Here is a 14,393-nt window from a genome sequence, read left to right on the forward strand (position 1 = left end):
TCCGGCTTCGCTGCTTGCGTGTCCACATCCCAAGTGTGAATCATATTCGCTGCGATACCGGAATCCCCGCCTAGCCCAATTTTCAAACAGGCTCTAAGAGCCTGATCGACATGCACGGCGGTACGTTCACGCTGAAATCCAAGCTTCGCGTTGGCACGGAGGTCATCGTTACCTTTCCGCCGGAACGCGTGATGTCTGCTCTGGCGCCCATGGCGGAGGAAAGTCCGCGGCTTCAACCTGGGCAAGCAGACGATCACATGGCCGACGAAAGACGCCGCCTGCGAAACACACCGATCATGAACGCTGGAACAGGTCTTAGAGCATGATGGCGACTCGCACTCCAGGTCTGGCCGAAAACGCGGCAGGTGCGTTGTGATCCGCATCCTGCTCGTGATCGGAATGCTGGTGGCAACCGCCGGAGCGGTGGTTGCCTATGGGGATCCCGCACGAATATCGGCTGCGGGAAAATTGGTCTCGACGATGCTGCACAACGCCGCCGCGAGCCCCCCACGGAGCGTCCAGATTCCTCGGACAGAGAACGGCGATTTTACACTTCACGCAAAGATCAACGGCGTGAAGACGCCAATGATCATTGACACCGGCGCAACGTCCGTCGTCCTCACCTACGAAACGGCGAAGGCTGCCGGATTGCCGCTGGAATTGCTGAACTACGATGTCGATGTCGAGACCGCCGGCGGGCGCGCGCGCGCCGCTCGCCTGACGCTCGACAGGCTCGCAGTTGGGAAACTTGTCGAGCGATCCGTGCCCGCGCTCGTCGTGCCGCGCGGCCAGATGAAAGCCAACCTTTTAGGGATGAGCTTCCTCAATCGACTCGAGAGCTGGGAAGTTCGCGCGGACCGGTTGATGCTGCGCGGCTATCCCTGAGCCGCTCTGACTGCGTCCTTGTCGTTAGGGCTATAAGCCCGTTCCTGACGGTCCATTCTTTAGGTAATGCATCGTAGCCGCTTAGCATTGAGCACCGGGATTATCCAAGTGCTGTTTCAGCGATCCCGGAGCGCGTGTCGGAGCGCGCCGAGGTCGATGTGTTGGTCCAGATCTTCCAACTTGACTGGAATTCGTCTTCGCCAGTTGGGATGCTCATTCACCGTACCTGGAATATTCGGCTGATCCGTCAATCCGATCAGATCGTCGAGCGCGATCGCGAGAATCCGAGACGGCGTGCGCGCGAGAAATTCAACGGCCCCGAGAAAATTCTTCGCTGCGATATGTTCTTCACCGAGCTTCCATTCGAACGCATGACGCGCATTCGTCCGCTCCGCGTCGGTTTCGCCGGGATCGATCCCAAGCTCCCGCTTGACCCTGAGATCGGAATGCGATTGCCAGCCGGCGAAGGACGCAAGATCATGCGTCGTGAAAGTGACAAGCGCATTCGCGGCATATTCCGACGACTCAATAAAAGCACCATCGTTGCCGCGTTCGAACATCATCACCTTGTAAGACCACACACCCCATGCCGCGAGACTGTCGCGAAAACCCTCCAGTACCGTTCCAAGATCCTCGCCGATGACGATACAACGCTGGCCGACGCTCTCTTGCGCGATAACGCCGAGCATCGCCTGCAACGGCATCTCCACATATGCTCCCTGTAGAGGCGATGCCCCGGCCGGTATCAAGTAAAGCCGGCTGAGACCGAGCACATGATCCAGCCGTATGGCTCCCGCGAAACGCATCGAAGCGCGCAGCATCTCCCGAAACGGTGCAAAGTCGCTCGCCTCGAGGCCAGCGGCATGGAATCCCGCCAATCCCCAATCCTGCCCCGACGTGTTGAGTTGATCTGGCGGCGCTCCAACCGAAAGCGCGCGCGAGATGGCATTCTGCTCATTCCAGGCGTCGAACCCGCCAGCCTGAACACCGACGGCGACATCCAGATAAAGCCCGACTGCCATTTCACGTTTGGCAGCGAGATCGGCGCATGACTGTAGCTGAGCCGCCGCGCACCATTGCACGAACTCGACGAACTTCACCTCCTCGCGCTGTAGGCCGCTGCATATGGCTTGAATTCCGGCATCAGTCGGGTGGCGCCACTCTTCCGGCCACAGCCACCAAGGCGACGGACCGAATTTCCGCCGCAACACTTCGAAGCAGGCGTAGCGTTTCAACAGCTCGCCTCTCTCCTTCCTGAAGATTTCGAATGCGGCTTGCGCGGCCTGATCATGCTGAAACTCCGAAAAAGCCTGCCGGAATGCGGCGTATTTCAGTTTCGCAACCGCCGCATAATCGACCAGTTTGCCTTCCCGGACCCGATCGAGTTGTTCACGATGCTGCCTCAGCCACGCGCTCGAAAAATTCGGCATCCGCTCGGGATCGATATAAAGCGGATTAAGAAACAGCCGGCTGTTTGGCGCATAGGGGCTGCATTCAAGAGGGCGGTCATCGAACAGGGCGTGAAGTGGATTGAGGCCGATGCCCTGGCATCCCCAATCCGAGGACAGTTCGATCAGCGATGCAAGATCGGTGAAATCACCAATTCCCCAGTTGCGCGACGATGACAGCGCGTACAGTTGAACAGACAGAACCCAGACGCGCTCGAACGAGCCTTGAAAGGCTTTTTCAGGCGTGACCAGCAAGAGAACTGAATCGATGATGGTGCCGTTGCCACTTTCGAGTTCCAATCGATAAGTACCGACCGCTATTGAACGCCGGATATCGATCGTTGCCGAAGCGATGTATCCTTGAGCGAGCACCGCATCACGTTGCACGAGTCGCCAGGCGATGCCGTTCGCCTCGGCTTCGACAGGAATGCGAGACTTAATCTTGTCGGCGACGATGACCACGGGCTGTTTCAAGAAGCGATGGCGCGGGGGCGATGGCAAACTCTCAATAAAGGCGCGCAATCGATCATTTTCCAGGAGATGACGGCGGCCTAGTCCGTCGACAAAGTCTAGATTGATGCCCAAATCGCGCGCTTTTGAATAGATATCCATCCGCGTACCGGCCCTCACAGAGGGAACAAACTCGGGAACAAAAGGGCAGTTCCATCGGGAACTTTGCGGCTGCCCTGGGGTTAGCTTTTGAGTCTTTCATTATTCATCAGCAGGTTAACTGGCGCGTGATGTCCGTATCGACGCAAAAAAGCATGCCGTTGCGTGCAGACGAAAGAGGCGCAACCGTCGGCGCATTTCATATTGAAGACGTTTATCCCTGCATCGACGCCGGACGCTTTCCCGTTAAGCGCCTCGCTGGCGATAGGATCGATGTCTGGGCCGACATCTTCCGAAGCGGGCATGACGTCATCGTCGCACAGTTGATATGGCGGCAGGAGCAGGATCGCGACTGGCAAAGGTCGGTTATGACCCTGCAAGACAATGATCGCTGGTTTGGAATCTTCGCGCCGGCCGAACCAGGACGTTACGTTTATGCCATAGAGGCCTGGACCGACGAATTCGCCACCTGGAAGCGTGATTTCGAACTCAAGCAGAAGGCCGGTCAGGACATCACCCTCGACGCACTCGAAGGCGCCGCGCTGCTGACGCGCGCGCAGCATGGCGGCAAGGACGCGACCGCGATCATCCTCCGTCAATGCGAAGACTTTCTTCACAAGGGTGACCCCGCCAGCCTGCTCGTGCCGGAATTGACGAGCGCCATGGCCGAAGGTTGCGTCCGGTCCGATCTCACACGCTCCCGGTCTTACCCGCTGACGGTCGACCGCACCCTCGCCGTCGCGGGAGCGTGGTACGAGATGGTGCCACGCAGCCAGAGTGCCGTCCCCGGCCAGCACGGCACGTTCCGGGATTGTATTGCTCGGCTGCCCGATATCGCGGCCATGGGATTTGACGTCCTTTACTTCACGCCAATTCATCCCATCGGCAGAACTAATCGGAAGGGGCGCAACAATGCGCTGACGGCCGCCGACGACGATCCTGGCAGCCCCTACGCCATCGGCTCCAAGGAAGGCGGGCACGATGCCATTCACCCCGATCTCGGTACTTTCGACGACTTCCGGGAGTTGATAGCAGCCTGCAAGACTCATGGCATGGAGATCGCGCTCGACATCGCCGTGCAGTGTTCGCCCGATCATCCCTGGCTCACCCAGCATCCCGACTGGTTCAAACGGCGTCCGGACGGCTCGATGCGTTATGCGGAAAATCCACCCAAAAAATATGAAGATATTGTCAATCCAGATTTCGGTTGCGAGGACGCAGGGTCACTGTGGAACGCGCTTCGCGATGTGATCTTGTTCTGGATCAATCAGGGCGTGCGCATCTTTCGAATCGACAATCCGCACACCAAGCCGTTCAATTTCTGGGAATGGCTAATCCGTGAGGTCCAGACCAAGGATCCCGGCGTCATCTTCCTTGCCGAAGCGTTCACCCGACCCAAGGTCATGAAGGGTCTCGCCAAGCTCGGCTTCACACAATCGTATACCTACTTTACCTGGCGAACCCAGAAAGGAGAGATTGAATCCTATCTCAACGAACTGACGGGATATCCTGAGCGCGACTATTACCGGCCCAACTTTTTCGTCAGCACGCCAGACATTCTGCCTTACCATCTGCAAAGTGGCGAGCCGTGGATGTTCAAGTCCCGGGTTGCCCTGGCAGCTGCGCTGTCGAGTACCTACGGAATCTACAACGGCTTCGAGATTCTGGAGCACGAGGCCATTCCGGGGCGCGAAGAATATCTCAACTCGGAGAAGTACGAGATCAAGGTTCGCAACTGGGATGCACCCGGAAATATCAAATCTTATATCGCAGCGCTCAATCGGGCGCGGCGCACCAATCCGGCGCTTCTGCAAACTCGTAATCTGAGGTTTCTCTCCGTCGATAACGATCAGATCATCGCCTTCACCAAGCAATCCGACGATGGCTCCAACACGATCGTCGGGGCCATCGCGCTTTCGCGCGAGAGCCGTGAACTCTGGCTTCCACTTGAGTCGATCCGGATGGAGACCGTGAATGGATCAAAGCCTCCCGTCGCAATCGAAAACCTCATGACCTGCGAGCGTCACGCCATTGAGTGGGGCGGGGTACGATTGAGACTTGATCCATTACGCGATCCCGCGCTCTTGTTTCAATGTCTGGCGTGAGGTCCGTTATGAACGAAATGTCGCAGATAGATACCGACAGATACGTCCAGACCGACGATCTCTGGTATAAGGACGCTATTATCTATCAACTTCACGTCAAGGCATTCGCCGACAACAACAACGACGGCATCGGCGACTTCGTAGGTCTGACCAACAAGCTTGATTACCTTCAGGAGCTCGGCGTTACCGCTCTGTGGTTACTGCCGTTCTATCCATCGCCAGGGCGCGACGACGGATACGACATTGCCGATTACGGCTCGGTCAATCCCGATTTCGGCACCATGAAGGAATTCCGCCGGTTCATCTCGGAAGCAAAGCGGCGTGGCTTACGCGTTATTACCGAACTCGTTATCAATCATACGTCCGATCAGCACAGATGGTTCAAGCGAGCCCAGCGCAGTCCACCAGGATCGAGCGCGCGCAACTGGTATGTCTGGAGCAATACCGACAAAAAATATCAGGGCACCAGGATCATATTCACAGACACGGAAAAGTCGAACTGGGCCTGGGACGCCGAAGCCAACGCCTACTATTGGCATCGCTTCTTCAGCCATCAACCGGATCTTAATTTCGACAACCCGCGGGTCGTCCGATCTGTCATCCAGGTGATGAAGCGATGGCTCGACACGGGCGTCGACGGGTTTCGGCTGGATGCCATTCCGTATCTCTGCGAGCGTGAGGGCACCAACAACGAAAATCTCCCTGAAACGCATGCAGTGATCAAACATATTCGCGCTGAGCTTGATGCCTACGCCAAAGGAAAGGTTCTTCTTGCCGAAGCCAATCAATGGCCGGAAGATGTTCAGTTCTATTTCGGGGATGGCGATGAGTGCCATATGGCCTATCATTTCCCTTTGATGCCGCGCATCTACATGGCGATAGCTCAGGAGGATCGCTTTCCGATCACTGACATTCTGCGGCAGACGCCCGACATTCCCGACAGTTGTCAGTGGGCGATGTTCCTACGAAATCATGACGAACTGACGCTTGAGATGGTGACCGATATCGAGCGTGATTATCTCTGGTCGACCTATGCCGCAGATCCTCGCGCGCGCATCAATCTCGGTATTCGCCGCCGCCTTGCGCCCTTGATGGATAACGACCGGCGCAAAATTGAGCTGATGAATTCGTTGTTGATGTCGCTTCCGGGAACGCCGATCATTTACTACGGCGACGAAATCGGGATGGGCGACAACATCTACCTCGGCGACCGCAACGGCGTTCGCACCCCGATGCAATGGACTCCGGATCGCAACGGTGGATTTTCTCGATGCGATCCTGCGCGGCTCTATGCTCCTCCTGTCATGGATGCCGTCTACGGCTATGAGTCTGTCAATGTAGAGGCCCAGTCGCGAAGCCTTTCTTCGTTACTGAGCTGGATGAAGAAGCTGATCTCGGTACGCAAATCCAGCCACGCTTTCGGCCGGGGAACGATGTCATTTGCGCGCTCTTCGAACCGGAGCGTTCTCGCTTATGTGAGACAATACGACGATGAGGTCGTGCTCTGCGTCGCCAACCTGTCGCGATCAGCGCAAGCCTCCGAACTCGATCTGTCCCACTGGAAAGGTCGTTCACCGCTTGAAATGCTGGGACGAACGACCTTTCCCGATATCGGCGAGTTGCCGTACCTAATTACGCTCGCGCCTTATGGATTCTATTGGTTTCGGCTGAATGAAAAACCGCCGTCCCCGAACGTTGCGACAGCGACCGTACCTGATTACGAAACGTTGGTCGTACCGCTGGGTGCAACCTGGATGTCGCTGGCACGGACACGCTCGATCTTCGAGCGTGATGTGCTGCCATCCCATCTCGCCCGCGCGCGCTGGTTTCCGGAGCGATCCGCTGGCGCCATCACTGCGCGCGTGCCGGCGGCGATACCACTTACGAAGGACCAGGAATCCAGGCCGTGGCTCGTGATCTTCGACGCCGCCCATCGCGGACAATCAGGGCGATACGCGATACCGATCCGAATCCGGTGGGATCGACTGGACCGCCGAAACTATGACGCTAAAAACCTCGCCGCCGTGCGGCAGGGCTCGCGCGAAGGAACGCTGATCGACGCCGCCTATGAGGGTGATCTGATCGCGGGCATCATCGACGATCTGCGCCACTGTGCAACCTTTGAGGAAGGCCACTTGAGGCTTGCTTACGTTCCTACGGAGCGGCTGGCTTCGATTGCGGAAGAGCCCATTGAGAACGTACGAGCGGTTCAGACAGAACAGTCGAACAGCACCGCGCTGGTCGATCAAAAATTTGTGGTCAAACTCTACCGGACGCTCGAGAATGGCATCAATCCCGAAGTGGAAGTGGGACGCTTCCTGACGGACGTTGCTGGATTTACCAATACGCCCGCTCTGCTTGGCAGCGTGGAGTTGACGGGACCTGACGTGCAGGCCGCCATCGCTATCGTTCATGCCTTTGTCGGTAACCAGGGCGACGCATGGACCGTCAGCAGCGCCGCACTGGATCGCTTCATCGACGAGCAGCGGCTCGTCGGGGCGAACGATTCAGCTCCCGCGCTTGAGGAGAAGGCGGCCTATCAACGCTACATGATGCAAATCGGTAAGCGCGTCGCGGAAATGCACGTGGCACTGGCCAGCCGCGACGATATCGAGAATTTCAGTCCTGAGCCTGTGACCGCTTCGGATGTCGCACATTTCATCGATCGACTGATGGCACGTTCGGAGCAAACGTTTGATCGACTCGCTCAAGCTAAACTTTCGGAAGCGGATCGGATTCTTGTCGACGAAATCCAGAGTCTCCGCCCAGATTTGCATGGCTTGCTCACCGAGTTGCTGCCGTCATCGATTCAAATGCACAATATCCGGCATCACGGCGACTTTCATCTAGGGCAGGTTCTCGTCGTTCGCGACGACGTCTTTATCATCGATTTCGAAGGCGAACCGCGACGAAGCCTTTCCGAGCGGCGGATGAAGGCGCCGGCAGCTCGCGATGTCGCCGGGCTGATCAGATCCATCGATTATTCCGTGACCTCGGCGCAAGAGCGCGTTCTAAAAACCGGAGCGGACGACGATGGACGACTGACGGAGGCCTTGTCGGCATGGCGTGACGAGGCGACGCAGACCTTTATGGCCGCTTATCGAGAAGCGATGTCCGATTCGCGATTATGGCCGGAGGAGCAGGACGATAAAGACGGGATGCTGCGATTCTTCCTGCTCGAGAAGGCGCTTTATGAGATCGACTACGAGCTGGCGCATCGCCCGGATTGGCTGCGGGTCGCGCTGGATGGCGCACTACGGGTGCTGCGCAACAGGAAGCGAGATCGGGCATGACCGAATTGTCATCCGAAGCACGCGCCATCGTTGAAGGGCGACATTCGGACCCCTTTCACTATCTCGGCTGTCATCGCGAGACAGATCGCAACGTGGTTCGCGTTTATCTACCCGAGGCATCCGAAGTACGCCTGGTCGATGAGACCGGCGAAGAGGTCCCTCTGACGCGGATTCATGACGCCGGACTTTTCCTTGGAAATTTACCGGACGGGGCGGAGCACTACCGTCTCCGCGCTCGGTATGGTGCCGACATGGTTGAGCTTGAGGACCCTTATCGCTTTGCGCCCATCCTAAATGATTTCGACCTTTATTTGCTCGGAGAAGGAACGCACCAGAGGCTGTACGACAAGCTTGGCGCTCATCCCATAACGATGGAGGGTGTGGACGGAACAGGATTCGTCGTGCTGGCGCCGAACGCTCGGGCCGTGGCCGTCGTCGGCGATTTCAATTGCTGGGATCAACGCCGACACCCGATGCGTGTGCGGGGTAACGGATATTGGGAACTGTTCATCCCCGGTGCGCAGGTGGGTGATCGCTACAAATTCGCGATTACGACTCAAGATGGCTTTCTGCTCCCGCTGAAATCCGATCCGATGGCGTTCGCTGCCGAGGTCCGTCCGAACACGGCGTCGATCGTATTCGACGAAACAGCCTTGCCCCGCCCGACACCGACGGCCACCACGATCAATGCACGTAACGCACCTATCTCGATTTATGAAGTTCATCTTGGATCATGGCGCCGTGGCGACGGCAATCGCTGGCTATCCTATCGCGAGCTTGCCGAGACCCTGCCGCGCTATGCACGCGGCCTCGGATTTACGCATATCGAGCTGATGCCGGTGAACGAGCATCCGTTCGACGGTTCATGGGGCTACCAGCCAACCGGCCTTTACGCCCCGACCAGCCGCTTCGGCACGCCCGCCGATTTTGCATATCTCGTCGAAGCCTGCCATCGCGAAGGACTCGGTCTCCTGCTGGATTGGGTGCCAGGCCATTTTCCTGACGATCCGCACGGGCTCGGCCGTTTCGACGGAACGGCTCTGTACGAACACGCCAATCCATTGCAGGGCCGCCACCTCGATTGGGATACCCTCATCTACAACTACGGCCGCACCGAAGTTGTCAATTTTCTCGTCGCCAACGCACTGTTCTGGCTCGAGCGCTATGGCGTGGATGGTCTTCGCGTCGATGCTGTCGCGTCGATGCTCTATCTCGATTACAGCCGCCCCGAAGGCGGATGGATTCCGAACAAGCACGGCGGCCGGGAGAATCTGGAAGCCATCGAATTTATGCGCCGGTTCAACAGAGAAGTATTTGGCAGATTTCCGAACGCTACAACCGTGGCTGAAGAATCGACGGCATGGCCACAGGTCTCGCGACCGATCGAGTTCGGCGGTTTAGGGTTCGGTTACAAATGGAACATGGGCTGGATGCATGACACGTTGAGCTATTTCGGCAAGGACCCCATTCACCGCAAGCACCACCATGATCAAATTTTGTTTGGACTACACTATGCGTTCTCGGAAAATTTCATTCTGCCGCTGTCGCACGACGAGGTGGTGCACGGCAAGCGTTCCATCCTTGGCCGCATGCCGGGCGACGACTGGCAGCGGTTCGCAAACTTGCGCGCCTATTACGCCTTCATGTTCGGCCACCCCGGCAAGAAATTGATGTTCATGGGGGCTGAGTTCGGCCAGGAGCACGAATGGAACCACGATCACTCGCTCGACTGGCATCTTCTCGAACAAGCCCGTCACCAAGGGGTCCAGGCTGTTGTTCGGGATCTCAACGCGCTCTATCGCGATGTGTCGGCGTTGCACGAACTCGATTGCGATCCAGCCGGCTTCGAATGGATTGTAGCCGACGATGCAGATCACAGCGTCTTCGCATGGATGCGAAAGGGTGAGAGCGGGCGGGCCCGCTGTCTCATAGTCGCGAATCTTACACCGACGGTCCATCGCGATTATCGCGTGCGCGTCCCCTTCACCGGGCGGTGGCGCGAAGCGCTTAACACCGACTCCACTCATTATGGTGGGACCAACGTCGGAAATGATGGCGTGGTCGAGACATCAGGGGAAATCATTCCCGAGCTCAGGCTGACGTTGCCGCCTCTTGGGGTGATTTTTCTGGTTCCGGAAACTGCATGACGAGAATTTCAGAAGGTACACATGTCCGCCTCGGCTCGACTTGGGACGGCCGCGGAACGAATTTCGCACTTTTTTCCGCTCACGCAGAAAAGGTCGAGCTTTGCTTGTTCGACAGTAAGGGCCGCAGAGAGATCGAGCGTATCGCCCTGCCCGAGCACACCGAAAACGTCTGGCACGGCTATCTGAACGATGTCGCGCCCGGGCAGCTCTATGGCTACCGCGTCTATGGCCCCTACGATCCTCAGCGTGGCCATCGGTTTAATGCTCACAAGCTGCTGCTCGATCCTTATGCGAGGAAGATCAGCGGGCGACTGGTCTGGAGCGATGCACATTTCGCCTACCGCGCCGGAAGTCCGCGTGAGGATTTATCCTTCGACAGACGCGACAACGCTCGCGCCATGCCTAAAGCCACCGTCATCGACGAGACCTTCAACTGGGGAAGGCGTGAGCCGCGGCCAAGTGTCGCTTGGGAAGACACGATCATCTATGAAGCTCACGTCAAGGGCTTGACCAAGACGCGCCGGGATATTCCTCCAGAACTCCGGGGCACGTACGGTGCGCTGGCTGCGCCGGCCATGATCGATCACCTTCGACGCCTGGGCGTCACCACGATCGAACTTCTGCCGATTCATGGCTTCGTCGACGATCGCCATCTTGTCGAGCGCAAGCTCAGCAACTACTGGGGATACAACTCCATCTCGTTCTTCACGCCGGAGCAGCGTTACGCGAAGGACGCAGCGCTGGACGAATTCCGTATGTCCGTGGCCCGCCTTCATGACGCAGGCTTCGAGATCATGCTCGACGTCGTCTATAATCATACCGCCGAAGGAAATCACCTTGGCCCGACGCTGTCATTCCGCGGCATCGATAACGCCTCCTACTACTGGCTGATGCCGGACAATCCCCGCTACTACGACGACTTCACAGGAACCGGCAATTCGCTAAATCTGACCCATCCGCGCGTGCTCCAGATGGTTATGGATTCGCTGCGCTATTGGGTCGAAGTCTGTCACATCGACGGCTTCCGCTTTGATCTCGCAAGCACACTGGCGCGAGGCCCTCACGGTTTCGACCGCAACAGCGCTTTTTTCAATGCAATCCGGCAGGATCCCGTTCTCGCTAACGTTAAGCTGGTCGCGGAACCGTGGGATGTCGGCCCCGGCGGTTATCAGGTCGGCGGCTTTCCTTCGCAATGGTCGGAATGGAACGACCGGTATCGCAGCACAATGCGCCGTTACTGGGCCGGCGAAGGAAATCTGATCGGCGATGTCAGCGGCCGCATGACAGGATCATCCGACCTTTTCAATCATGACGACCGCGCACCGCGCGCCGGCATCAATCACGTCACCGTCCATGACGGCTTCACCATGGCGGATCTGTTTTCCTATAACGAGAAGCACAACGAAGCCAACGGCGAGGACAATCGCGATGGCTCCAATGATAATCTCAGCAACAATTGTGGACACGAAGGGCCGACTGACGATCCTGTAATCCTGACGCTCCGCCGTCAGCTTCGCAAGAACCAGCTCGCGTGCCTGCTGCTAGCCCAAGGGTTGCCGATTCTTCTTGCGGGCGACGAGGTCGGCAACAGCCAGAGTGGAAACAACAACGCTTATTGCCAGGACAACGAGATCGGCTGGATCGATTGGAGCAATCTTGGCGACAAGGACAACGACCTGACCGACCTCATCGGACGCCTTACCGCAATCCGAAGGCGCTTCGCCCAGATCAGGTCAAGACAATGGGTGACAGGGAAAAGGATAGACAGTTCCTACGGCGTGCTGTGGCTCACGCCGGAAGGCAACGAAATGACCGAGGCTGACTGGAGTTTCCCCGAAGGAAGGTTTCTTTCCTACGTGCTCGGACCCACGGAGCCACACCAGCAGGCGCTTTACATCGTCCTCAACGCGGCGCCGGAGCCGATCGAGTTTAAAATTCCGAACCTGGAAGAGTACAAGACGTGGTCGATCGTGCTTCATACCACGAACGACGACATCGACGTCGCCTCGCACCACCCTAACGCGACCATGCAGGCACCGCCTCGCAGTGTCATCGCGTTCGCAGGCCAGCCATGAGCGTCGGCCGCTTCGGCCCTACTCTCACGCCAGACGGCGCAACGTTCCGGCTGTGGGCGCCGGCAGCCGGCAAAGTGGCCATCGTAACCGATACCGCACATATGATGGAAAAAGACAGTAACGGCTGGTTCGTCGCGGAAGTGGCCGCAGCAAGCGCCGGTACGCGTTATCACTACCGGATCGATGATGAGCTAGACGTACCGGACCCAGCGTCATCCTATCAACGCGATGATGTGTCCGGTCGGAGCGAACTTATCGACCACCGCCGTTTCCGTTGGAAGGCAATCGATTGGCGTGGGCGGCCATGGCATGAAACGGTCATCCTAGAATGCCATGTCGGCACCTTTACGCCTGAGGGCACCTATCGTGCCATGATCGACAAGCTCGATCATCTGGCGTCAACTGGAATCACCGCCCTCGAGTTGATGCCGCTCGCCGACTTCGCTGGATCGCGAAATTGGGGTTACGACGGCGCGCTGTGGTATGCGCCTGATCATGTTTACGGCACGCCGGACGATCTGAGAGAACTGATCGATCAGGCTCATCTGCGTGGCCTGATGGTCTTTCTCGATGTCGTCTACAATCACTTCGGACCGGAGGGAAATTATCTGGGGCGCTACGCGCCGCATTTTTTTTGTGATGTAAAGACTCCCTGGGGAGCGGCAATTGATTATCGCGTTCCCGAGGTTCGCGCGTTCGCCGTCGACAATGCATTGCACTGGCTAGGCAACTATCGATTTGACGGTCTTCGCCTCGATGCGGTGCATGCCATCCCCGAGCCAGGCGAGCCGTCAATCTTGAACGATATCAGCCGCGCTGTCGGGATTCTGGCGCGGCAAGATGGACGCCATATCCACCTCGTGCTGGAGAACGACGATAACCGCGCGGGTCTGCTCGATCCTTCTTCAGGTGTGCCGAACGGGAAGTATCGCGCACAGTGGAATGACGACTACCATCATGTGTGGCACGTCATTCTCACTCAGGAAACCCACGGCTATTATGAAGATTATGCCATCCATCCACGCCATCTTCTCGCGCGAACACTCCGGGCGGGTTTTGCCTACCAGGGCGAGGCCTCTGCTCATCGCGGCGGGCGAGCTCGCGGAGAATTGATCGGTGGACTGCCCCCGGCCGCTTTCGTGAACTTCCTTCAGAACCACGATCAGATCGGCAACCGCGCGCTGGGCGATCGCCTCGAATGGTCCGCTGACGCGCGTGCTATCGAGGCGGCGCTAGCGATCACATTGCTAGCGCCGATGCCGCCACTGATGTTCATGGGCGAGGAATGGGGAGCAACCACGCCCTTCCCCTTTTTCTGCGATTTTAAGGGCGATCTCGCCGATGCGGTACGAAGAGGCCGGCGGAGGGAATTCGCCAGCGCCTACGAAATGTTCGGCAATGACGTGCCGGATCCCCTGGCGCTGTCCACATTCGAAGCGGCGGTTCTTGCTTGGCCCGACCCAGGCCAGCACCTACCGCGTCATGCACTCGTCAAGCGGCTATTGCAGGTCCGCCGGAATGAACTCATGCCGCATCTTGGCAACGCAATGTTCGCTTCCGCTGAGCTTTGCCAAAACGACCGTCTGCTGATCGCACGCTGGTCGCTGGGCAACGGCGCACAGTTGCACCTTCGCGCCAATATTTCGGATCATAACGTGACTGATGACACGTCGCCGATGCCGGGGCGACCGATTTGGGGTGGTGAGTTGCCGGCACGCCTGCCGGCATGGTCAGTTTTCTGGTCCGTGGGAGCGACCTGATAAACAGGCATTCCGCACGTAAGCGGTGAACAAAGGTTCCACAGACAGAACAGGAACGATATAATCGAAAA

The 14,393-nt window shown here is 57.8% G+C and carries 7 protein-coding genes and 1 pseudogene; 7 read left to right on the forward strand and 1 reads right to left on the reverse strand.

Going from position 1 to position 14,393, the window contains the following annotated elements; translation table 11 throughout:
- Window positions 1-92: 92 nt before the first annotated feature.
- Both GGQ85_RS11665 and GGQ85_RS11670 read left to right on the forward strand, forming a co-directional pair.
- Window positions 93-326: pseudogene (locus tag GGQ85_RS11665) on the forward strand (ATP-binding protein); the annotation flags it as partial.
- Window positions 327-372: 46 nt separating this feature from the next.
- Entirely contained in the window at window positions 373-885 is a 513-nt protein-coding gene (locus tag GGQ85_RS11670; protein ID WP_309774648.1) for a TIGR02281 family clan AA aspartic protease, read from the forward strand.
- A 116-nt stretch (window positions 886-1,001) separates the two neighbouring features.
- On the opposite strand, the gene malQ is transcribed toward GGQ85_RS11670, so the two are convergent.
- Complete coding sequence (gene malQ / locus GGQ85_RS11675) at window positions 1,002-2,945, reverse strand: 4-alpha-glucanotransferase (RefSeq protein WP_309774649.1); 1,944 nt, start codon at window positions 2,943-2,945, stop codon at window positions 1,002-1,004.
- 128 nt (window positions 2,946-3,073) lie between these two features.
- On the opposite strand from malQ, the gene GGQ85_RS11680 reads away from it, so the two are divergent.
- Genes GGQ85_RS11680 through treZ form a run of 5 tightly spaced genes read left to right on the forward strand, consistent with a single transcriptional unit; the run spans window position 3,074 to window position 14,322 of the window.
- Entirely contained in the window at window positions 3,074-5,047 is a 1,974-nt protein-coding gene (locus GGQ85_RS11680) for an alpha-1,4-glucan--maltose-1-phosphate maltosyltransferase (protein ID WP_309774650.1), read from the forward strand.
- An 8-nt stretch (window positions 5,048-5,055) separates the two neighbouring features.
- Window positions 5,056-8,340 carry a maltose alpha-D-glucosyltransferase gene (treS, locus tag GGQ85_RS11685; protein WP_309774651.1) on the forward strand — a complete coding sequence of 1,095 codons (3,285 nt, stop codon included), beginning with the start codon at window positions 5,056-5,058 and terminating at the stop codon, window positions 8,338-8,340.
- A complete protein-coding gene (gene glgB / locus GGQ85_RS11690; RefSeq protein ID WP_309774652.1) occupies window positions 8,337-10,487 on the forward strand; it encodes a 1,4-alpha-glucan branching protein GlgB in 2,151 nt (716 codons plus the stop codon). Before treS ends, glgB begins: the two co-directional genes overlap by 4 nt.
- Entirely contained in the window at window positions 10,484-12,562 is a 2,079-nt protein-coding gene (gene glgX, locus GGQ85_RS11695) for a glycogen debranching protein GlgX (RefSeq protein WP_079446251.1), read from the forward strand. The genes glgB and glgX overlap by 4 nt, the downstream gene beginning before the upstream one ends.
- Window positions 12,559-14,322: a malto-oligosyltrehalose trehalohydrolase gene (gene treZ / locus GGQ85_RS11700; RefSeq protein ID WP_309774653.1), complete on the forward strand. Its 1,764-nt coding sequence runs from the start codon at window positions 12,559-12,561 to the stop codon at window positions 14,320-14,322. Before glgX ends, treZ begins: the two co-directional genes overlap by 4 nt.
- Window positions 14,323-14,393 lie beyond the last annotated feature (71 nt).

The sequence above is a fragment of the Nitrobacter vulgaris genome (assembly GCF_031453995.1).
Taxonomy (GTDB): Bacteria; Pseudomonadota; Alphaproteobacteria; order Rhizobiales; family Xanthobacteraceae; genus Nitrobacter; species Nitrobacter vulgaris.